Raw genomic sequence first — 20,296 nt, 5'->3', positions numbered from 1 at the left:
GACGAGACCAGTGCCGCGAGATCCTGAACCAGGTGCAAGCAGCAATGCGTTGACTGGGGCATGCCTGACTGTCAGTCAGGTGCAGTCCATTCCTTGGTCTGCGGCACCATCATCTACATCGCTGTTGCTGGTGGCGTCGGCGTTTGTCACGCCGATTGTCACGAGGGGGAATGCCGCAAAGCCATGTGCGATAAGGGCTGCAGCAGTGGTAGAAGTGCCCGTTTTTTTCCAGGAGAAGGAGACGGGCGCAGGTTGGCGCAAGATTCGGCCAAGCGGATAGGTTGCTGCAGGGCAGCGAAGTAGGAGGTGCTGTCTGGCGCACGACGGCCATGATCTGAAGGAGGCATCCATCACCGGGGAGGCGACCGGGCGAGTTGCCGGACGCGAATCGCCATTTGGGAGGAGAACCACCGCGCGAGCGGCGTGACCTTCACGGCTCGGGCCACCTGGGTTGCTGTCATCGACAGCGCTTGCACGGCCAGTTGTACGCCTGTGGATAAACCCGGTCAAGGTTCAAAATTCAGCGCCGCTTTGGACTTTAAGAGCGGTTATCCACCGGTGGAATTCCGTGGTAAATCCTGGACAACGTGGTCGCTTTTAGCTCTTCTAAGTGAGGTTCTTCCAAACAGGGCGGCTTTGCAGCCCTGTTTGGAAGGACTCGTGCCGAGAAGCGAATAAGCGAGGCTGCTTGCCCTGAATCTTGAACGCTCAGTTGCTGCCGTTGTTGTGTAAGCGTTCCGGGAACACACCTTGCGCAATTGGCCGGGCGCCCATTTAACCGTCTCGATACCTTTATTCTCGCTTTACTTCAGTTGCTTCTCAAAACGAATGTCACCTTCCGGTAGGTTCTTCACGGGCTGCCAGCCAAGGTTTCTGTAGAATCCGCTCGCACGGCTTGCTTCAGCGGTTTCTAACCATATCTTCTGATGGCGTTGAAATAGAAAAGTCTCTGCTTTGTGCATCAGATTGCGCCCCAACCCGTACCCTTCGAATTCCGGCAAGACGAAGACCGCGAACACGCAACCATCTTCAATATCGACCATCGAAAAACCGACTGGAGCACCACTGACCTCCGCGACCCAAGCGCACGGAGTCTCTGAAATTGCCTGACTTATAGCTTCAGGCGTTATGCCTATCTCCGTTAACTGATCTTGAGATAAGTGATTTTCCCGAACACTGGTTCGAATCTTAAAAATCGCATCGATATCGGCAAGTTTGGCAAGCCGGATTACTGCGTCCATAGCATCTTCCTTTTTTCTATCCGTGTGATGAAAGCATCCTTACATATCCGGGCTATCAAGGGTGACTCCAATTGTGTGGCAACAACTCCCCAATCTCACTTGCCCGCTGTTTCGGCAGTCGTGTCAGCACATCCTTCAGATATGCAAACGGATCATGCCCATTCATACGCGCCGATTGGATCAGACTCATGATCGCCGCCGCCCGTTTACCACTGCGCAGCGACCCGGCAAACAGCCAGTTCGAGCGCCCGAGTGCCCATGGCCGTATCTGGTTCTCGACCTGATTGTTATCGATCGGCACAGTTCCATCGTCTAGGTAGCGCGTTAGCGCTACCCAGCGTTTCAGGCTGTAGTCGAGGACTTTGGCCGTGGCTGATCCGTTGGGCACCAGGTCGCGCTGGGCCAACATCCAGTCATGCAATTTTTTACTGATCGGTACCGCCATTCCCTGACGTATTCGCCAGCGATCTTCATCACTCATGTCCCGCGCCTGGCGTTCGACCTCGTACAGGCCGCTGATCGAGTGCAGCGCTTGTTCGGCCAACTGACTTTTGTTCGCGACATGCAGATCGAAAAACTTGCGACGGGCGTGGGCCATGCAGCCTATTTCAGTGATGCCTTGCTCAAAACCAGCTTTGTAGCCAGCGAAGTCATCGCAGACCAACTTGCCGTTCCAGTCGCCCAGGAAGTTGCGCGCATGTTCGCCTGCACGGCTTGCACTGAAGTCATACACCACTGCTTTGAGCGCTGAAAACGGCGTGCTGCTGTAGGCCCAGACGTAGGCCCGATGGGTTTTCTTCTCGCCCGGCGCAAGCATTTGCACCGGTGTTTCATCAGCTTGAATCACGCCTTGGTTCAGCACCACTTCACGCAGCGCATCGACCAACGGCTGGAGCCGCACGCCGGTTTGTCCGACCCACTGGGCCAAGGTCGAGCGAGCGATTGCCAGCCCCGCGCGGCCAAAGATTTTCTCCTGCCGGTAGAGCGGCAAGTGATCGGCAAACTTGGCCACCATCACGTGGGCCAGCAGGCCTGCGGTCGGGATACCTTTGTCGATGACCTGGGCCGGAACCGGCGCCTGAATCAGGGTTTCGCACTGACGGCAGGCCCATTTGCCACGTACATGTTGCTCGACGGTAAACACGCCCGGCGTGTAATCCAGCTTCTCGCTGACGTCTTCGCCGATGCGTTGAAGTTGGCAGCCACAGGCGCACAGCGTGTTTTCTGGTTCGTGACGAATCACGTGCGTGGAAACTGCGGCGGCAAGGGCGCACGTTTCGGGGATTGCCGTGGTTCGGCCTGTGACGACGCGGGAAGAAGCTGTTTTAGCTCGGCCTCGATAGCTTCAAGGTCTGTGTCGAGCAGGTCATCCAGCAAGCTGCCTTGCGCCGGGCTGATTTGCTCGCTGCGCTTGGCGAACTTGTGGCGCTTGAGCAGGGCGATTTCGAACTTGAACTGTTCGATGAGGATTTCATCGTTCTGGATCTTCCTGCTCATCGCCTCCACCTGAGACTGCAACTGCAACGCCTGTGCCGCTAAGGCACGAAGCTGTTCCGGGGTCATCTGATCGAGGTTGGGCGAGAAAGTCATGCCGCCGATTGTGCCAGAGCAGGCGCAGGACGACGACAAGCAGACCGGTCAAATGGCCGGCGATTACAGCATGCTGATCACACCACCTGCGCCAACTCGTTGCCACGGCAGGCCCAGCACCAACGCCTGGAGTTGCTCGCTGTCGAGTTCGACCTCACAGCCGTGGCGAATTCCGGGCCAGTGAAACTTGCCTTGATTCAGGCGCCGCGCGGCAAGCCAGACGCCCACGCCATCGTGCACCAGCACTTTCATCCGGTTAGCACGGCGATTGGCGAACAGATAAGCGCAGTGCGGCTTCGCCGCACCGAACACCGCGACCACCCGGGCTAGTGCGGTTTCAGTGCCGGCGCGCATGTCCATCGGCTCGGTGGCCAGCCAGATTGCATCGATGCGGATCATTTAGCGACAGCCCGGATAAATTGCGCGCAGCCCTCAGGATCTGAGGTTGGCCATTTCACGGTGATCACTTGGTCGGCCATGGGCAGCTCGATGATTACTGACGCTTCGGCTGGCCGTTTAGGTGTGGCCTTAAGCGGGACGAAGGCTGGTAGTGAAGTCGCTGCGGGCTGATTTCGATAGAGCGGCATCCATTTGCGGATGACATTGGCATTGATGCCATGGCTGATGGCGACACTGGAAATGGATGCGCCAGGTTGCAGGCATTCCTGAACGACCTGGGCTTTGAACGGTTTCGGATAAGAGCTTCGTTGGCGCATGGAAATCCTGGCGATAAGGGTGATCGCGTCCGCTTAAAAATACGCGGACACCATCGCCCTTAAAGCTGGAGTTCGGAAGGTGAGTTCGCCGGACGCTTACGTTGTTGTGCCTGTATAGCGCTAGCGTATCGGCACCACCTTCTTGTCTTTGACTTGGCCGTACGCTGAGGCGAGCAGGCTGCCGGTGGCGGCTTTCTGGATGTACTCACCCCACCAGGCCATCATCGGTCGTCGGCGTTCAATGTAGTCGGCTCGGTTGTAGGCGCTGCGTACCTCATCCTTGTCGACATGCGCCAGTGCCACTTCGATGAGCTCCGGATCCCACCCATGTTCATTTAAGATGGTGCTGGCCATCGAGCGCATGCCGTGGCTGGCCAACCGATCCTGGAAGCCCATACGTTTCAACCGCTAAAGAGCCGGCTAGCTCCAAACACGGTATGCGGGATGCCGTGCTTTTCGTTCACACAGGCGATCACCATTGCTACAGTCTCGCCTCGAATTCATGGGAATAGTGAGCTTTAACATGCCAGCGATGTGGATGATCCGAGGTGACGGCGGCCGTCTGTATGACGATTTCAGAGATCGCAATATCGCAGCAATTGGTTGGGCTCAATTGGCGCTTGAAGCCAAACCAGGTGTTTCTCGGAAGGCATTAATCCAGGCCTATAAAGACCTCCAGCCAGGGATAAAGGATGCGAGTGCCGTCTCAGGAGCTTCACAGGTATTCCGTTTCGTTAACGAAATCAGCATCGGTGACACAGTCGTTACTTACTCTCCTGCGAACCGGACCTATCTGGTGGGTCGTTTCACTGGAGCCTGCCAGCTTCGCCTTGATCTAGCAGATGAAGGGATGTCTCTGACCAGGTCTGTTGAGTGGTACCCGCAGGAGGTTGATCGCGACAAGCTCACTGGGACGAGTAGAAACAGTCTGGGATCTACGTTGACGGTATTTAATGTTGCGGAGGATGCTCAGAAGGAATTGCTGGCCCTCGCTACTGGTAGAAACGTCTCCGCTGCGCCGAATGATCTGATTGAGGATCCAGAAGCCCTAGAAGACCCGTTGAAGGGTGTTCAAGAGATCGCATTTGAGCGGATTAAAGACCAAATCAACAGTCTGGATTGGGTTGAAATGCAGGAGCTGGTAGCTGGAATTTTGCGCGCAATGGGTTACAAGACGCTAGTATCCCCAGCTGGTGCTGATCGGGGTAAAGACATAATTGCTTCCCCAGATGGTTTTGGTTTCGAGCCACCCCGCATCGTTGTGGAGGTGAAGCATCGAAATGCCCGGATGGGTAGTAATGAGATCCGTAGCTTTCTTGGAGGTAGGCACAAGGATGACCGCGGGCTCTATGTCAGTACTGGAGGATTCACGAAAGAGGCGCTCTATGAAGGAGAGAGGGCCAATGTCCACCTCACGATGTGGACGCTGGATGAGCTGGCCCGCACGTTGATGGCGCATTACCCAGCTACTGATCCTGAGACTAAGCGGCTGGTACCGTTGAGCTACTTTTACGTGCCTGCATAAATACGCTCCTTACTTACCAATCGGTCGGGTAGGGTTCGGTGGGTATCTCAAACCCTGCCTCACAAAGCCAAATGTGCGTCGCGAATCCTGTTTTCCACGCGTGAAACCGCGTTGGGGGTGTGTGAGACGCGATGACGGCATGTGCTGTGCCCACCATCGATCGCATATACATAGGTCATAGCCAGTCACAAAATGTTGATGGATTAGGTTCATTTTCACTTCGTCGTAGGAAATTTCCATTTTTTTGGTAGGCTCTTGTCACCTACGGAGAGGAAATTTCATGCCCGTCATCATCGTTGAGAATGACATATCCCAGTGGGAAGACGAGACAGGCGCTGTGTATCACTTCCCCAAACGCTACAAAGCGTTGCTTACTCAGGGAACGGATGTGATTTACTACAAAGGCCGTATAAAGGACAAAGCCTTTACATCCGCGCGCCTCAGCAACGCGCCGCATTATTTTGGCAAGGCACGCATCGGCAAGGTCTACGCGGACTCAAAGAGTGATAAGGGTGATCTCTACGCGTTCATCGAAAGCTTTACGCCGTTTGAAACCGCTGTCCTTTCCAAAAACAACGGGGTGTACCTGGAGACTACTCCCGCTACTCGCGCGAAAAATTACTGGCGTGCAGGCGTTCGGCCCATCTCCCAGGCCGATTACGATGCCATCTTAAGTTCTGCGAAATTCTCGCCATCGCAGGGTGAAGCGGTCGTGTCGAGCACGGACGACGAAGGGTATATCTTTGAATCGTTCAGCGAGGGCAGCAAGACAACCTACTTCGGCACCCGCTATGAGCGCCGGAAAGACCTGAGGATAAAGGCCATTGCCTTCCACGGGCTTGACTGCAAGGCATGTGGGTTTGATTTCGAACAGGCTTACGGTGAGCATGCGAAGGGCTTCATTCACGTTCACCACGTAGTACCGATTTCGGAATATGGTGGGGAGCAAACCGTGAATCCTGAGACAGACCTGGTGACGCTGTGCGCCAACTGTCATGCGGTGGTGCACCGCAAGCGAGACATGACTCTTAGCGTTGACGAGTTGAAAGGTATGCTACGAGGGCGATGGGTCAACGACTCGGTGTAGGGACGAAGCGGACAACGACTGAGCCGAAGTGCTACGACAGACTTTGTAAATCTTCTACCGTTAGCTTCTCCGGCTAGGCCATACAGCCGGATCGCCTCCGAGACCGAGATTTGATTTTGGTCTCGAAGACATCCGTAGAGGAATTGGTGAGTCAGCGCATCATGCCCAGTTCGGCATCATCCATAAGCGCTTTCGCCATGGCACAAAGGTAGTGCGATGCCCAGATCAGCTGCGGTTTTTCGTCCATCAACCCGTCAAGGGTCATATCCCGCGCGTAGCCCATCAGCTCCGAGGCTTGCTCACGCGCGCTCTGGCACGGGATGCCAGCTTCGATGCGGAAGAGGGGATGGGTTTGGTTTGCCCCTTGGTAAAAGGTAGTTTTGCCAACGGTGAATTTGGTTTCTTCTGTAGACATTGTTCAATCTCCCCGAAATCTGAGATACCTGGGCCGGCGTCAAAACCAGCATTCCCCCGCAGCCGCTCACAGGCGTAGGGCCTGTGACATAGGTCAGTTCACTGTCGGGGGCCTGGCTTGCCGGTGATGGGCCATGCCCAGGCGACACAATCAGTAAGGCCTCAATGCGAAATCCTGGGGTCGGTGGGCACCTGTAGCTGAACCAGCGCGGACTCAAGCAAAGCTCGCAGGGTCTCCAGTTCATGCATCGAGGTCATCATAAGAATCGACACAGGCGACTTGGGCTGCAGCAGTATTGCCTGATGCACAACGGTCGCAGCGCAGAGCGCGTATTCCGTGGCCTGGACCAAGGTGTCTTCAAGGCAGAGAGTTTTGCGGGGTGGATCTGGAACGATTTTGAGCATGGTGCAACTCCAACGTAGAAGGAGAAACCACCACACCCATGCCGTCAAGCAATGGGGTGGCAGCTGTACGCGGGTTGACGGACCGAGACGTTGGCACTCGGCGCACCACAGGGTGCCCGCACGTACAGCCACCATAAAAGTGTGCACATGAGGACAGCGTCATCGGTCCGTCAAAACCGGTCGCTGAATTGGCAGCGACCAGCCGAGACTAGAACCCACGTTGACCATGTGCAACGAAAATCAGGCGCAGGGAGTATCTTTGGGAAATGCCCTACAAGGAAGTTCTTTTTTCTGATTCTTTCCCCGCGTTTGCCGTCAAATTCTGCGGCCTTCGCTGCTCGGCTAACGCTTCAACCTCTCAAAAAGCAAACCACCCACCCATCCCTGTATCCAGCCATGTCCCGATGATGTCAAACAGTCACCATGGACTTCCGCCCCCCAGCCCCCGAAACTGCCCCTCTCGCACCCAGACCAAGGCAGGTCATGACCAACCTCAAGCGCGCCACCTCCCTCCTGCTGTTGCTGGCCACAGCCTCACTAACCGCCTGCATCCCCTGGAAACGCGAGCGCCCCGCCTACGCGGACCTCTGCGAATCCGAGTTCCAGTTCAAAGTGCCAGGCCCGCAGGGCGAAACCACCCTCTACCTGGAAACCTACCTCTACGACCACGCCGCCCACTGGCGCGAGGAGCGCTACGAGCAAGGCTTGCACGTGCAGTACCCAGGCGAGCAATACCCGCGGCCGGAGTTCTACGTGCAGATGATCGTCTACAACAAGGACCGCCAGCGCCCGTCGACCGACTCCAAACGTGGCCAGCCGCCAATCCCGGTGCTGTACGACAGCCGCCAGGCCTACATCACTTTTGAAGACGGCTCGCGCCTGAATGCGCGGCCCGAGGTGTACGTGGGCCTCAACACCATCTACGACTATCCGTCTGTGACTGAGCGGGCTGCCAGGCCTTCACCGTACGACATTAACAGCGATGAAGTGCACCAGCTGACTCCCAAGCTCACCAACAACAAGCGCTACGGCTCGGCTTATGTGATCTTCCAGACGGACAAGCTGAATGCCGATGCCAAGTGGACGATCAACCTGGGTAGCCTGCAGGTGCAGGGGCGAAAGGTGGAAATTCCGCCCCTGCAACTGTGTTATCACCCGGTGAAGAAATGGATCGGCATCGAGCCGCTGATGAAGCCCTGATAGCAGCGGTTGAAGGTGGCGAGTGCCTTTCTGGTTTTGCCGGGAAGCCCGGCCCACCCATCCCGCATGCCTGCAAACACATTCAGGCTTGGGCACTCCAGGCGCAGCTGCGGTTCGCTCAACTTAGAAGTAGGTGGTTACCCCAACAAAATACGCCCGACCGGGCACGTAAAAGCTGGTCGAGTCATCACGTGGGTCTTCATCCAGCAAGTTCTGCACCCCGGCGTTCACGGTTAACCAGTTGGTAGCCGCCCAGTTTCCGGTCAGGTCATAGGTGGTGTAAGACTTGACGAAGTCTGTGCCTAGTCCGCGTTGCTTGCCCACATGCTGGGCCGAAAGCTCGGTACCGATCCGCTCGCTGATCTGCCAATCGATTGCACTGAACAACGAGAGCTTTGGCGAACTGATCAGGTCTTCACCGGTCGACAGGTTGCGGCTTTCGAGCATGTAAGTGGCGTTGGTGCGCCAGCTGGCATTTTCCCACAACGGCACCTTGGTGCTGCCTTCCCAGCCGCGGGTGCGGGCTTTGTCCGCATTCTCCAGCATGGTCCACCAGCGGCCCTGGAAATACCCCAGCGGTGCATATTCAATCTTGTCCTTGAAGTCGGTATGGAAGTACGTGAGGCTGGCCTCCCAGCCGTCGTGGTCGAATGAAACGCCGATCTCCTTGTTGGTACTGATTTCCGGGCGCAGGTTTGGGTTGCCTGCCATCCAGCAACTGCCGGTCACGTAGCCAAGTGGGCGCAGAGAGGTACAGCCGCGGCCGCCAGAGTTGGTCGCTGCGCCCGCACTGCCTTCTTTCAAGCTGGGGGCCCGGAACCCGCGCGACACCCCGCCGCGCACTGTCCAGTCAGGGTGAGGGTGATAGACCACATAAGCGCGTGGGCTATTGTGGTTGCCGTATTCATCGCTGTGGTCGAAGCGGTTGCCCAGCGTCAGCGACAGGTTATCGAGCAGGAACAATTCATCCTCGACGAACAGCGCGGAATAGTCCCCTTCAAGGTCCGACCCGCCCACTGTTGCACCCTGGTAATCCACGGGCACCGTGCCCAGCGTGTCAGTGTTGGTCAGCTGTTCGCGTTTCCACTGGCCGCCCACGGTCAGGCGCTGGTTGATCAACAGTTCGAACGGGATATTAAGGCTGCCCTCGACAATTTTTTCTTCCGAGTTGGCCTTGCCCTCGCCGATGTCATTGTCGAATTTATTCAAGTAAGCGTCGATGCGCGAGGTCCCAAAGCCCCAGTCGCCATGGTGCGAGACGACGAAACTGTCGCGCGTCAGGCGGCCGGCGCCGAACGCTTCACCTACGGTATCCCCCCAGTCACCGAACGTTTTCTTTGACGACCACGAACGCTCCACGCCGTGGATGGCCTCGAAGGACAACTCATGGTTGTCATTGATTTGCCAATTGAGCAAAGCGTTGACGCTGTGGTCTTTGGCGCCGCCGGCGCCGTCGTTGTAAACAAAGTCCCCCGTTGCGTCGAGGCGCGGCGTGGCCTCGTCGGCAGCGCGTCGAGTGACATTGGCGCCCAGGCGCAGGCCGATGGCGTTTGTGACAGGGCCAGACAAGTTAATGCTGGTTTGGTTGGTCTGCCCACGGTCGGTGTCTTCCGGCATGGTGGTGTTTACGTTGAGCGAGCCACTCCACTCACGGGATACCTTGCGGGTAATGATATTGATGACGCCACCCATGGCGTCTGAGCCATACAGCGAAGACATCGGCCCGCGCACGATCTCGATCCGCTCAATCATGTTTGGCGAGATCCAGTTGATGTCCTGGCGACCCAGATCACGGCGGTAATTGGTGTCGGCAGAGCTACCGATGCGTTTCCCGTCCACCAAGATCAAGGTGTATTTGTCGTCAAGGCCTCGTAGCTTTATCTTCGACTGCTCGCCTACCGGGCCGTAACCGCCTGTCACGCCAGGGATGCGGCGTAGGAGGGTGTTGAGGTCGTAGACAGGCTGGCGTTCGATCTCTTCCCGCGTGATGACACTGACACTGGCTGGCGCATCTCGTACATCGGTACCGCCCCCTGTGGCGGTGACGAAGGAGGCCTGCAGTTCGGTGGCGGGAAGCGGCTCGAGCTCGAGGGGTTCCTCGGCTTGGGCAGCGGCCGCGGCAAGCAATCCAGCGGTGAGCAGGGCGCGGGAGAAAGGAGGGCATGGCAGCATTGCGTAACAGTCCTTGTCGATCGGTAGGGATGAAATCGAGGCGGGACGTTAAACGTTTAGTACCCAGACGAGGAATTCCCGCGGCGGGAATCGGAATTATTCGTGCAAATGATCGCCTACAACAAGAACCGTCAGCGCCCATCGACCGACTTCAAACGTGGCCAGCCGCCAATCCCGGTGCTGTACGACAGCCGCCTGGCCTACATCACCTTTGAAGATGGCTCGCGCCTGAATGCACGGCCCGAGGTGTACGTGGGCCTCAACGATAGCTACGACTATCCCACTGTGAATGAGTGGGCTGCCAGGCCTTCGCCGTCCCACATCAACAGCGATCAAGTTCACCGGATGATTCCCAGGCTCGCCAACAACAAGCTATACGGTTCGGCTTATGTGATCTTCCAGACGGACAAGCTGAATGCCGATTCCAAGTGGACGATCAACGTGGGTAGCCTGCAGGTGCAGGGGCGCGAGGTAGAGGTTCCGCCGCTGCACCTGTGCTATCACCCGGTGAAGAAATGGGTTGGCATTGAGCCGCTGATGAAGCCTTGATACCAAGGGTTGAAGGTGGCAAGTGCTGTTCTGGTTTTGCTGCGAAAGCCCGGCCAGTCATGGCGCATAACAACGAATACATTCAAGCTTGGGCAGAGAAGGCGCACCATGACGTAGGCTTCGAGCTAGACTGACACGGCGCCGACCTGAAGCCTCACGGCACTTTCGCCATCCAGAATTTTCAGCGTTCGCTTGACCTTTTCGTTGCGCTCAAAGAACGTTGGAAACGGCTCGTGAAGTATCCCTAACGGCCTGGTGCAATGACATCCTCCCCAACGGGCACACCAGGGTTAGCGATAGCGTCTGCACCAACAGCGCTATTCGCGACGGTTTTTCGCAGAGAGCCAAACCCTGAAAGCACCACCATTACCATTATCAGCCCCGCACCTATAGCCCCGCCGAAACCGGCGCGAGCGCCGTAGATATCTACGAATACGCCGGAAACTGCGGCACCGATGGCCACGCCAACGCTGAGGCCCGTCGTCATCCACGTAAAGCCTTCGGTGGCTCTGGACGCCGGAATCAGGATCGCTCCAAGGTTCATGGTTACCACCATCGTCGGCGCAAAAGATACTCCCGCGAAAAACAGCAACACAGCCAAGGCATAAACGCTGGACGAAAAGAGGGGGAGTATCGCCGTTAGGCCCGTCACCAGAATGCCCAGAAGAAATTGTTTTTCAATGGGCAATGACAACTTGATCGCGCCAAAAAGCAGCCCCGCGATCATCGAACCCAGCGCATAAGCGGCCAAGATGAAGCTGGCGGATCCAGGCCAACCCTGTTCATTGGCATAGGCAACCACCGCAACATCAATTGCGCCGCCGATGCCGCCCATTGCCAATAGCGAAAACACCATGGTACGTATCCCTGGGCGGAATAGAACAGAGTTGGCGCTGGATGCACTATCGTTAACCACTTGGGGTTCAGAATTTCGCTGGGCGAGAACGGCCGTTACGCCGAAAACGAGCAACAAGGTCGCCATAAGCGGCCCGGTTTCAGCATAAAAGTGAGTGCTCAAACCTATCGCCAGTGGTGGGCCGATGATGTAAGCCAGTTCGGTAAGCACGGTGTCCACTGAAAACGCTGTGTGCAAACGGTGCTTCTCTTGAAACATATGCATCCAGCGTGCTCTTGTCATGGCGGGCATGCTAGGCATCAGGCCCGCCAGTGCGGCCAATAAAAACAGTAGGGTTATTGAGGCTTCTAGGTAAATGGCAACTATCAATCCCAGCATCATGCCTGTGCTGCAAGCAGTTACCACTGGAAGAATTTTGTATTGACCGTACAGATCAACAAGTTTAGAAATTTTCGGAGCGAACAACGCATTTGCTAATGTGAAGGTTCCCGCGACAGACCCTGCAAGCCAATACTGGCCGGTTTTGTGTGCTAGCAGTGTGATAATGCCAATGGCAAACATCGCTTGGGGCAATCTGGCAATGGCGCTAGCGACTATCAAGCCCTTAGTGCCTGGAACGTTTATGAAGTCTCGGTAAGCGGCAAGCATGAGATATCTCCTACGCAAAAAGCGCATCGCTACGCCTCCTGCGTTTGTATCATTATTGTGAAAGTATCTAGGTAGTGACGGTTGCCAGACATTTACGATTGTGAAAATTGGTTGCCCTTGGCATTAAGTTTTTCGAGCTTGGGTTTTAAGTATTGGAAGGCAAGCGCCGTAGTCGTGGGGTTTTGCTTAGCTTGTTTTTCGAATAGTTTATGAATGCATAAGTGAGTATCAAGTTCTGATGAAGTGAGCATCCGTGTCTCCGCGCATTTAGTTGAATACAGCCGCAAGCTTGCGTGTACGTCCTGTAATTGCAAGTCGAGGCATTTGGGGTAGCAGAGCTTGATGCGATTAGGGTCGACTCTGGATGCGTAGAAGTCAACTGTTCAGAGATATTTTTAGTGAGGGTGCGAGGGGGGCTGGAGGATCTAGAGTAGTTTCTAGTTGCTGATCTAGAATTTCAGTTGAACTGCCGTATCTCCCGTCGTAGACGGCTTGATGGGTTATTGGGTCGGTTTTGTACCCCTGCTTTCAGCTTGTTGTTCAGTCAGGTTTTCAAGAAAAAATAAACGTAAAGTTACATTTTTTCTGTCGGATCTGAAAGATGTTTGCAAACATATTGTTAGATTCTGCATTTAAAATGTAGGGTGTTTCCTACAAGATTTAATGATGGAGTGGTTTCTGACACTAAATCTTGGTCTTTTGCGTTGGTTGCCTTTCGGGCTAGGCCCGAGTAAAGCTTCTTCGAAATATATAAAAGAGGTGCACCGGAAGATTCTAAGCTTAACAACAAGCGCTACGGCTCGAACTATGTGTTCTTAAAGACGAACAAGCTGAGCGCCGATTGCATTTAACATGCACCTGGTTTGCCGCTGATGTTGCCGTGAACCTGTACTTTAGTTGGGGCTGTCGGCGTGCTCATAGCTCGCACTGCTTTCCTTTGATTTTCCCCACTGGCGTAGAGTTTTTCTTCACTGGGCAGTGAAAATCTTCAGATTTGCCAACAACGCAGATTTTTTCTTGAGTTTGGCTTTGCTGAATGGGGTCTTGATAGCAGGGGACCGCTTTGCGGTCCTTTCGCGACGCAAGGCCGCTCCTACACGGGTGCGTGCATGCCTCATGGCGGGTGTTTGAAATGCAGCCTGCAAGGGAGGGGGATACTGGCTTTTTTATTCGGGCCATTCACCGCATGCCGAAAGAGAAATCGCAGGCAAAAGAAAGCCCGCCGAAGCGGGCAAGGTCTATCACGTAGGGATGACGCGATTGTCGCTGAAGCTTTGTGAAAAACAGGTGAAAGAAAAGTCTTCAGGTTGTGATGACGCTGATCGCAAATGCGGAAATCCGCGCTTCAAGCCATGCCGGGCTCCGGCAATTCTCGTCACGTCACTATCGCTTTGACCGCTGAAACCGGCTGACTACGATCTGCACGGTGGCTGCCACCAGGCAAAGCAGGCCGATCTTCCAGCTGCCCTGCAGCCCAAAATTATCGGCTATCGTTCCGACGGTCAGGACGGCGAAGAAGATGGCGAATGGCAGGATCAATTTGTTCATCAGGGCTTCCAGCGGGCTGCATTGGCCTGGATAGCGCGCAGCGTACCCGGCAGAAATGAGCGCGGATCATAGCAACCCCCATTTCTGCGTAGGGCATGTATGCATGCCTTGAGATGTTGGGTGCTTGTGAGATCGAGCGCCGCCCGCGCGGCGCTTCGCGGCGCAAGGCCGCTCCCACATCTGTTTCGGGCCAGTCCATCCTGTTAAGTCACCTCTGTTCGCCTTGTTTGTTCCCTTCGAGAGCAAATACCGCAACCGAAAAATAAATGGAGCAATCCCTCGCAGCCCGCGGTCGATCCAGTTGTATCGGGTTAATCCGAAAGTAAGGGGTTAACCCACGTGACTCTGGACACTACCAATTCCGGTTGCTTGGAGGCTCTATGCGAATAAGGGGTAACGTGTACTGGACGTGGGTCGACCCAACGCTTCACCACCGCAGCCATGAAGAAACGTTGGACGGTGGCGTGTGTATCGATGTGCAGGTGCGGCTTTCGCGCCGCGGTGTCGCGCAGATGTTCGTGGGCGTGTATGCGCGTTCTGGCATGGCGTTGCACGAAGAAGCGTTCTATGCCTGGCCTAAGGCGTCGCAGGCCCGGGCGCTGGCTTGGGGGGTTATGCGGGCGCGCGGCATAGCCGAAGCGGGAATGCCCGCAATGAATACCACTGCTGCCTGGAGCGAAACGGAAAACATCAAGCCGGGTTCCACCCGTTGTACCGGGTAACTCGGGCCAGCCATCAGCGGCGTTGCTTCAGCTGGTCGGGTCTTGGCCCAACACCTTGCTCAACGCCACGCGCGCATCTTCAAGTTGTACCAGCGATGCATGCCGCGCCCCGAGCGCGTCGCCGTTCTGGATAGCGGTGAGAATCGCCTTGTGCCGGGGCAGGGCGAGCTGGTCGAAGTTTGGCCGCTGGTTGGAGTAGCGCACCGATTCGCGCAGGGCCATCGACAGCATGTTGCACAGGTAGGCCAGCAGGTCGTTGTGGGTGGCGTCGGCGATGCGGGCGTGGAAGTCCAGGTCGGGTTGCAGGCGCTCTTCATGGGTGCGCGCGGCTTCCATGCGCTGGTAGGCCTCGCCGATTGACTCGACGTCTTCGCGGGTGGCGTTGGTGGCGGCGAGTGCGGCGGCGGCGGGTTCGATGACCCAGCGTACGCTGGACAGGGTGTTGAAGAAGTCTTTTTGCGGGGTGGCCTGCATCAGCCAGTGCAGCACGTCGGGGTCGAGCATGTGCCAGTCATGGCGGGGCCGCACCAGGGTGCCAACCCGCGGGCGGGCTTCGACCAGGCCCTTGGCGGTAAGGGCGCGCATCGCTTCGCGGAACACCGGCCGGCTGATCGCGTAGCTTTCGCACAGGCTGGCCTCGGAGGGCAGCTTTTGCCCGGGTGCGAGTTGGCCAGAGACGATTTGCAGGCCGAGGTCTTGAACCAGGGTGGCGTGCATGCTTTTGCGCGTGGTGGGCTGGCGGTAGTTCATGGGGGGCGCGGGTGGTCCTTCGGGCGGGGTGGGCATCATAGCATTAGTGGGTGAGGGGGGCTGTGGGCTGCCAGGGGTTCGCCTTGGTATTTGCAGGGGCTGTGAGACCGAGCGCCGCCCGCGCGGCGCTTCGCGGGGCAAGCCCGCTCCCACATCTGTTTCGGGCCAGTTATTCCTTTGAGATCGCCTCGGTCTGCTTTGTTTGTTCCATTCGATATTGAAGGTGTCGCTGCTTTTCATCGATTTCTAGCCATGCGCCCAAGGTGCGCGCGCCAATGCCACAGGATTAACTGGCCCGAAATTGTAGGAGCGGCCTTGTGTCGCGATGGGCTGCGTAGCAGCCCCAGGGTTTCAGCGCTTATGCAAAACTTGCTGGGGCTGCTTTGCAGCCCATCGCGACGCAAGGCCGCTCCTACAGGTTCTGTGCCTGACTTGAAGCAGATGTAGGGCACAGTAGCCTTGGCGAACACTTCATCACTTTATTAGTGCGAATGCTTGGGCACCGCCGCCCCCCTGCAGCCAACCAGGAAGTCGAAGTCACACCCTTCATCCGCCTGCATCACATGGTCCAGGTACAGCTTGGCATAACCGCCGCTGATCAATTGCGGCGGGGCTTGCAGGTCGGCCAGGCGGCCGGCCAGTTCTTCGGCAGAAATGTCCAGGTGCAGGCGGCCTTCCTTGCAGTCCAGCTCGATCCAGTCGCCTTCACGTACCGCCGCCAGTGGCCCGCCCGCAGCGGCCTCGGGCGCGACGTGCAGCACCACGGTGCCGTAGGCCGTGCCGCTCATGCGGGCGTCGGAGATGCGCACCATGTCGGTCACGCCCTGGGCCAGCAACTTGGCGGGCAGGCCCATGTTGCCGACCTCGGCCATGCCCGGGTAACCCTTGGGCCCGCAGTACTTCATTACCAGCACCGAATTGGCGTCCACGTCCAGCTCGGGGTCGTTGATGCGCGCTTTGTAGTCCTCGAAGTTTTCGAACACTACCGCACGGCCGCGGTGCTGCATTAGCGCCGGGGTTGCCGCAGAGGGCTTGAGCACCGCGCCTTTGGGCGCCAGGTTGCCGCGCAAGATGCAGATGCCGCCATCGGCCACCAGCGATTTGTCGAGCGGGCGGATGACTTCTTCGTCATACAGCGGTGCGGCCTGGCAGTTGTCCCACAGGCTTTTGCCGTTGGCAGTCAGCGCGCTGGGGTTGGGCAACAGGCCGTGCTCGCCCAGGCGGCGGATGACCGCAGGCAGGCCGCCGGCGTAGTAGAACTCTTCCATCAGGAAGCGCCCCGATGGCTGCAAGTCGACCAAGGTCGGTGTGCCGCGGCCGACGCGGGTCCAGTCTTCCAGTTGCAGGTCTACGCCAATGCGCCCGGCAATCGCCTTGAGGTGGATCACGGCGTTGGTCGAGCCACCGATGGCGGCGTTGACGCGGATGGCGTTTTCGAAGGCTTCGCGGGTAAGGATTTTCGACAGGCGCAGGTCTTCGCGCACCATGTCGACAATGCGCATGCCCGACAGGTGGGCGAGCACGTAGCGGCGGGCATCCACTGCCGGGATGGCGGCGTTGTGCGGCAGCGAGGTGCCCAGCGCTTCGGCCATGCAGGCCATGGTCGACGCGGTACCCATGGTGTTGCAGGTGCCCGCCGAGCGCGACATGCCGGCCTCGGCGGAAAGGAACTCGTTGAGGTCGATCTGGCCGGCTTTATAGGCCTCGTGCATCTGCCAGACGATGGTGCCGGCGCCAATGTCCTTGCCTTTGTGCTTGCCGTTGAGCATCGGCCCGCCGGTAACCACGATCGCGGGCACGTCGCAGCTGGCAGCGCCCATCAGCAGCGCCGGGGTGGTCTTGTCGCAGCCGGTCAGCAGCACCACGGCGTCCACCGGGTTGCCACGGATGGCTTCTTCCACATCCATGCTCGCCAGGTTGCGGGTGAGCATGGCGGTAGGGCGCAGGTTGGACTCGCCGCTGGAAAACACCGGGAACTCCACCGGGAAGCCGCCAGCCTCCAGCACGCCCTTTTTCACGTGCTCGGCAATTTTGCGGAAGTGGGCGTTGCACGGGGTCAGCTCGGACCAGGTGTTGCAGATGCCGATGATCGGCTTGCCCTGGAATTCGTGGTCCGGGATGCCCTGGTTTTTCATCCAGCTGCGGTACATGAAGCCGTTCTTGTCGGCGGTACCAAACCATTGGGCGGAGCGCAGGGGGCGTTTGTTATCAGACATGAGCGGGACACCTAATTAGTATTACTATCTATCGTTATTTGGCTGACTCTACCGGCTAAAAAGGCATCTGTGAAGGGTTGTTGTTTTAAATAGTAATACTATATGATCGATTCGCCAGGTTAGCGGTCTGCCAAAAAGCCCCGGCCAGGTGCTGTGCCCATTACAAGAACAATTGGAGACATCGCCATGATTCAGGAGCAGCGGCTCGTCCGCCTGATCACACTGAAACTCATCCCTTTTCTGGTTCTGCTGTACCTGGTGGCCTACGTCGACCGTTCGGCGGTGGGCTTTGCCAAGCTGCACATGGGCGCCGACATTGGCCTGGGTGACGCTGCCTATGGCCTGGGCGCCGGGCTGTTCTTCATCGGTTATTTTCTGTTCGAGGTGCCGAGCAACCTGTTGCTCGACCGCTTCGGCGCACGTCGCTGGTTCGCCCGTATTCTGCTGACCTGGGGCGCGATCACCGTTGGCATGGCGTTTGTCACCGGGCCTAACGGCTTCTACGTGATGCGCTTTTTGCTGGGGGCCGCCGAGGCGGGCTTCTTCCCGGGGGTGCTGTACTACATCACCCAGTGGTACCCGGTGCGCCACCGCGGCAAGATCCTGGGCTTTTTCATCCTTTCGCAACCGCTGGCCATGCTGATCACCGGGCCGTTGTCCGGCGCGCTGTTGGGGCTGGAGGGTATCTACGGCCTGCATGGCTGGCAGTGGCTGTTCATCTGCATCGGCACGCCGGCGGTGCTGCTGGCCTGGCCCACCCTGCGCCTGCTGCCGGACGGGCCTGCCAAGGTGCGCTGGCTCAGCGACGAGCAACGCAGCTGGCTGCAGGAGCAGCTGGCCAACGACCTGCGCGAATTCGGCCAGACCCGCCATGGCAACCCGCTGCATGCGCTGAAGGATGGCCGGGTGCTGTTGCTGGCGCTGTTCTACTTGCCGATGACCCTGAGCATCTATGGCCTGGGCCTGTGGCTGCCGACGCTGATCCACCAGTTTGGCGGCAGTGACCTGGTCACCGGGTTTGTCTCGGCGGTGCCTTACCTGTTCGGCATCATTGGCCTGCTGATTGTGCCGCGCAGCTCCGACCGCCTGAACGACCGTTACGGCCACCTGGGCCTGCTGTACGCGCTGGGTGCCATCGGCCTGTTCTTCAGCGCCTGGCTGACGGTGCCGGTGCTGCAGTTGGCCGCGCTGTGCCTGGTGGCGTTCGCGCTGTTCTCATGCACGGCCATCTTCTGGACGCTGCCGGGGCGGTTCTTTTCCGGTGCCAGCGCTGCGGCGGGCATCGCCTTGATCAACTCGATCGGCAACCTGGGCGGCTACCTGGGCCCGTTTGGTATCGGCGCGCTCAAGGAGCACACCGGGCAGTTGTCGTCGGGCCTGTATTTCCTGGCGCTGGTGATGCTGTGCGGGGTACTGCTCACGGGCGTGGTCTACAACCGCCTGGAGCGCCGCCAGCGCCTGGCTTCTTCACGGGCGGCCGAAGCCTCCCGCTAACCTTTGCAACCGACAAGCGAGCACAAGCATGCGATTGATCCAATTCGAAACCGCCGGCGGCGAGCGCCGCGTGGGCGTGGTGGAGGGCGAGTACGCCCTTGAAGTCATCGGCGCCAGCAGCACCCGCCAGTTGGCCCTGCAGGCCATCGCCGCCGGGCGTGACCTGGCCAGCGAAGTGCAGGCTGCCGGGCTGGGCGAGCGCCACGACTACCTGGCGCTGCTGGCCGAAGGCCGTGTGTTGCCACCGCTGGACCACCCGGACCCGGCGCATTGCCTGGTGACCGGCACCGGGCTGACCCACTTGGGCAGCGCCGCCACCCGCGACAAGATGCACCAGCAGCAGGCCGAAGGCGCCGTGACCGACAGCATGCGCATGTTCCAGTGGGGCCTGGAGGGCGGGCGACCACCAGCGGGCGAGGAGGGCGCGCAGCCGGAGTGGTTCTACAAGGGCGACGGCGGCATTGTTGTGCGCCCCGGCGCCGACCTGACGCTGCCGGCCTTTGCCGAAGATGCGGGCGAGGAACCCGAGCTGGTCGGGCTGTACCTGATCGGTGACGACGGTACGCCGTACCGCCTGGGTTACGCGTTGGGCAACGAGTTCTCCGACCATGTGATGGAGCGGCGCAACTACCTGTACCTGGCGCATTCCAAGCTGCGCGCCTGCAGCTTCGGCCCCGAGCTGCGCCTGGGGGCATTGCCGGCCCATCTGGAAGGTACCAGCCGCATTCTGCGTGATGGCCAGGTGCTGTGGAGCAAGCCGTTCCTGTCGGGTGAGCAGAACATGTGCCACAGCTTCGAGAACCTTGAATTCCACCACTTCAAGTACGACCAGTTCCTGCGGGCTGGCGATATCCATGTGCATTATTTCGGCACCGCCACGCTGTCGTTTGCTGACGGCATCCAGGCGCGCCCGGGGGATACCTTCGAGGTCAGCCTCGACGCCTTTGGCCAGCCGCTGCGCAACGGCATTGCCGCCGCGCCCGGGCAGGTTCGCCCAGGGTTGGTGAAAAGCCTTTGAGCATGTTGCTGGTCAGCCAATGAAGCTGGGACCGCTTTGCGGTCCATCGCCGGCAAGCCAGCTCCCACAGGTACAGCGCAGGTCTCGAAGGCTGTGGTATCCCTGTGGGAGCTGGCTTGCCGGCGATGGGCCGCAAAGCGGCCCC

16 protein-coding genes and 3 pseudogenes are annotated in these 20,296 nt (G+C 58.2%); 7 read left to right on the top strand and 12 right to left on the bottom strand.

The window, feature by feature from the left end; all coding sequences use genetic code 11:
* Window positions 1–803 precede the first annotated feature (803 nt).
* From ACI2KG_RS03555 to ACI2KG_RS03535, 5 genes and pseudogenes are all read right to left on the bottom strand, one after another.
* A complete protein-coding gene (locus tag ACI2KG_RS03555; RefSeq protein ID WP_404660820.1) occupies window positions 804–1,241 on the bottom strand; it encodes a GNAT family N-acetyltransferase in 438 nt (145 codons plus the stop codon).
* Between the two features lie 55 nt (window positions 1,242–1,296).
* Window positions 1,297–2,831, bottom strand: a pseudogene (gene tnpC, locus ACI2KG_RS03550) (IS66 family transposase).
* A 63-nt stretch (window positions 2,832–2,894) separates the two neighbouring features.
* Window positions 2,895–3,230, bottom strand: coding sequence for an IS66 family insertion sequence element accessory protein TnpB (gene tnpB, locus ACI2KG_RS03545; protein WP_236186666.1), 336 nt, complete (start codon window positions 3,228–3,230; stop codon window positions 2,895–2,897).
* Complete coding sequence (gene tnpA / locus ACI2KG_RS03540) at window positions 3,227–3,547, bottom strand: IS66-like element accessory protein TnpA (RefSeq protein ID WP_404660819.1); 321 nt, start codon at window positions 3,545–3,547, stop codon at window positions 3,227–3,229. Before tnpA ends, tnpB begins: the two co-directional genes overlap by 4 nt.
* 120 nt (window positions 3,548–3,667) lie before the next feature.
* Window positions 3,668–3,952: pseudogene (locus ACI2KG_RS03535) on the bottom strand (tyrosine-type recombinase/integrase); the annotation flags it as partial.
* 118 nt (window positions 3,953–4,070) lie between these two features.
* Here ACI2KG_RS03535 and ACI2KG_RS03530 point away from each other — a divergent pair.
* Both ACI2KG_RS03530 and ACI2KG_RS03525 read left to right on the top strand, forming a co-directional pair.
* Window positions 4,071–5,072 carry a restriction endonuclease gene (locus ACI2KG_RS03530; protein WP_404660818.1) on the top strand — a complete coding sequence of 334 codons (1,002 nt, stop codon included), beginning with the start codon at window positions 4,071–4,073 and terminating at the stop codon, window positions 5,070–5,072.
* A 280-nt stretch (window positions 5,073–5,352) separates the two neighbouring features.
* Window positions 5,353–6,159, top strand: coding sequence for an HNH endonuclease (locus ACI2KG_RS03525; RefSeq protein ID WP_404660817.1), 807 nt, complete (start codon window positions 5,353–5,355; stop codon window positions 6,157–6,159).
* 151 nt (window positions 6,160–6,310) lie between these two features.
* Here ACI2KG_RS03525 and ACI2KG_RS03520 read toward each other — a convergent pair whose 3' ends face one another.
* A complete protein-coding gene (locus ACI2KG_RS03520; protein WP_404660816.1) occupies window positions 6,311–6,574 on the bottom strand; it encodes a DUF3077 domain-containing protein in 264 nt (87 codons plus the stop codon).
* Between the two features lie 161 nt (window positions 6,575–6,735).
* Window positions 6,736–6,978: a hypothetical protein gene (locus ACI2KG_RS03515; RefSeq protein ID WP_404660815.1), complete on the bottom strand. Its 243-nt coding sequence runs from the start codon at window positions 6,976–6,978 to the stop codon at window positions 6,736–6,738.
* 483 nt (window positions 6,979–7,461) lie between these two features.
* Between ACI2KG_RS03515 and ACI2KG_RS03510 the strand changes: the two genes are divergently transcribed.
* Entirely contained in the window at window positions 7,462–8,178 is a 717-nt protein-coding gene (locus ACI2KG_RS03510; RefSeq protein WP_404660814.1) for a hypothetical protein, read from the top strand.
* A gap of 123 nt (window positions 8,179–8,301) precedes the next feature.
* On the opposite strand, the gene ACI2KG_RS03505 is transcribed toward ACI2KG_RS03510, so the two are convergent.
* Window positions 8,302–10,350, bottom strand: a complete 2,049-nt coding sequence (locus ACI2KG_RS03505; RefSeq protein WP_404660813.1) for a TonB-dependent receptor domain-containing protein — start codon at window positions 10,348–10,350, stop codon at window positions 8,302–8,304.
* Window positions 10,351–10,443: 93 nt separating this feature from the next.
* On the opposite strand from ACI2KG_RS03505, the pseudogene ACI2KG_RS03500 reads away from it, so the two are divergent.
* Window positions 10,444–10,899: pseudogene (locus ACI2KG_RS03500) on the top strand (hypothetical protein); the annotation flags it as partial.
* Window positions 10,900–11,143: 244 nt separating this feature from the next.
* Here the strand turns inward: ACI2KG_RS03500 and ACI2KG_RS03495 are convergent.
* Together ACI2KG_RS03495 and ACI2KG_RS03490 are read right to left on the bottom strand one after the other, a co-directional pair.
* Entirely contained in the window at window positions 11,144–12,403 is a 1,260-nt protein-coding gene (locus tag ACI2KG_RS03495) for an MFS transporter (protein ID WP_404660812.1), read from the bottom strand.
* A 1,383-nt stretch (window positions 12,404–13,786) separates the two neighbouring features.
* Window positions 13,787–13,951 (bottom strand): hypothetical protein, encoded by a 165-nt coding sequence (locus tag ACI2KG_RS03490; protein ID WP_404660811.1) that lies wholly within the window; start codon window positions 13,949–13,951, stop codon window positions 13,787–13,789.
* A gap of 380 nt (window positions 13,952–14,331) precedes the next feature.
* On the opposite strand from ACI2KG_RS03490, the gene ACI2KG_RS03485 reads away from it, so the two are divergent.
* A complete protein-coding gene (locus ACI2KG_RS03485; RefSeq protein ID WP_404660810.1) occupies window positions 14,332–14,673 on the top strand; it encodes a hypothetical protein in 342 nt (113 codons plus the stop codon).
* A gap of 27 nt (window positions 14,674–14,700) precedes the next feature.
* On the opposite strand, the gene ACI2KG_RS03480 is transcribed toward ACI2KG_RS03485, so the two are convergent.
* Both ACI2KG_RS03480 and ACI2KG_RS03475 read right to left on the bottom strand, forming a co-directional pair.
* Window positions 14,701–15,423 carry a FadR/GntR family transcriptional regulator gene (locus tag ACI2KG_RS03480; protein ID WP_400621655.1) on the bottom strand — a complete coding sequence of 241 codons (723 nt, stop codon included), beginning with the start codon at window positions 15,421–15,423 and terminating at the stop codon, window positions 14,701–14,703.
* Window positions 15,424–15,905: 482 nt separating this feature from the next.
* Complete coding sequence (locus ACI2KG_RS03475) at window positions 15,906–17,639, bottom strand: IlvD/Edd family dehydratase (RefSeq protein WP_404660809.1); 1,734 nt, start codon at window positions 17,637–17,639, stop codon at window positions 15,906–15,908.
* A 186-nt stretch (window positions 17,640–17,825) separates the two neighbouring features.
* Between ACI2KG_RS03475 and ACI2KG_RS03470 the strand changes: the two genes are divergently transcribed.
* Both ACI2KG_RS03470 and araD1 read left to right on the top strand, forming a co-directional pair.
* Window positions 17,826–19,133 (top strand): MFS transporter, encoded by a 1,308-nt coding sequence (locus ACI2KG_RS03470; protein WP_400621649.1) that lies wholly within the window; start codon window positions 17,826–17,828, stop codon window positions 19,131–19,133.
* A gap of 28 nt (window positions 19,134–19,161) precedes the next feature.
* Window positions 19,162–20,151, top strand: coding sequence for an AraD1 family protein (gene araD1, locus ACI2KG_RS03465; protein WP_404660808.1), 990 nt, complete (start codon window positions 19,162–19,164; stop codon window positions 20,149–20,151).
* Window positions 20,152–20,296 lie beyond the last annotated feature (145 nt).

It is taken from the genome of Pseudomonas sp. NPDC089407, assembly GCF_044900445.1.
In the GTDB taxonomy this organism is placed as follows: Bacteria; Pseudomonadota; Gammaproteobacteria; order Pseudomonadales; family Pseudomonadaceae; genus Aquipseudomonas.
Note: the sequence above shows the minus strand (reverse complement) of the source record. Positions and strands in the feature narration are given on the sequence as shown.

What these genes read in the sequence shown, in the direction of transcription:
- ACI2KG_RS03525 (WP_404660817.1), top strand. Translation starts at nt 5,353, where the DNA reads ATGCCCGTCATCATCGTTGAGAATGACATATCCCAGTGGGAAGACGAG.
- tnpB (WP_236186666.1), bottom strand. Translation starts at nt 3,230, where the DNA reads ATGATCCGCATCGATGCAATCTGGCTGGCCACCGAGCCGATGGACATG.
- ACI2KG_RS03475 (WP_404660809.1), bottom strand. Translation starts at nt 17,639, where the DNA reads ATGTCTGATAACAAACGCCCCCTGCGCTCCGCCCAATGGTTTGGTACC.
- ACI2KG_RS03515 (WP_404660815.1), bottom strand. Translation starts at nt 6,978, where the DNA reads ATGCTCAAAATCGTTCCAGATCCACCCCGCAAAACTCTCTGCCTTGAA.
- ACI2KG_RS03510 (WP_404660814.1), top strand. Translation starts at nt 7,462, where the DNA reads ATGACCAACCTCAAGCGCGCCACCTCCCTCCTGCTGTTGCTGGCCACA.
- tnpA (WP_404660819.1), bottom strand. Translation starts at nt 3,547, where the DNA reads ATGCGCCAACGAAGCTCTTATCCGAAACCGTTCAAAGCCCAGGTCGTT.
- ACI2KG_RS03480 (WP_400621655.1), bottom strand. Translation starts at nt 15,423, where the DNA reads ATGAACTACCGCCAGCCCACCACGCGCAAAAGCATGCACGCCACCCTG.
- ACI2KG_RS03555 (WP_404660820.1), bottom strand. Translation starts at nt 1,241, where the DNA reads ATGGACGCAGTAATCCGGCTTGCCAAACTTGCCGATATCGATGCGATT.
- ACI2KG_RS03490 (WP_404660811.1), bottom strand. Translation starts at nt 13,951, where the DNA reads ATGAACAAATTGATCCTGCCATTCGCCATCTTCTTCGCCGTCCTGACC.
- ACI2KG_RS03485 (WP_404660810.1), top strand. Translation starts at nt 14,332, where the DNA reads ATGCGAATAAGGGGTAACGTGTACTGGACGTGGGTCGACCCAACGCTT.
- ACI2KG_RS03470 (WP_400621649.1), top strand. Translation starts at nt 17,826, where the DNA reads ATGATTCAGGAGCAGCGGCTCGTCCGCCTGATCACACTGAAACTCATC.
- ACI2KG_RS03530 (WP_404660818.1), top strand. Translation starts at nt 4,071, where the DNA reads ATGCCAGCGATGTGGATGATCCGAGGTGACGGCGGCCGTCTGTATGAC.
- ACI2KG_RS03520 (WP_404660816.1), bottom strand. Translation starts at nt 6,574, where the DNA reads ATGTCTACAGAAGAAACCAAATTCACCGTTGGCAAAACTACCTTTTAC.
- araD1 (WP_404660808.1), top strand. Translation starts at nt 19,162, where the DNA reads ATGCGATTGATCCAATTCGAAACCGCCGGCGGCGAGCGCCGCGTGGGC.
- ACI2KG_RS03495 (WP_404660812.1), bottom strand. Translation starts at nt 12,403, where the DNA reads ATGCTTGCCGCTTACCGAGACTTCATAAACGTTCCAGGCACTAAGGGC.
- ACI2KG_RS03505 (WP_404660813.1), bottom strand. Translation starts at nt 10,350, where the DNA reads ATGCTGCCATGCCCTCCTTTCTCCCGCGCCCTGCTCACCGCTGGATTG.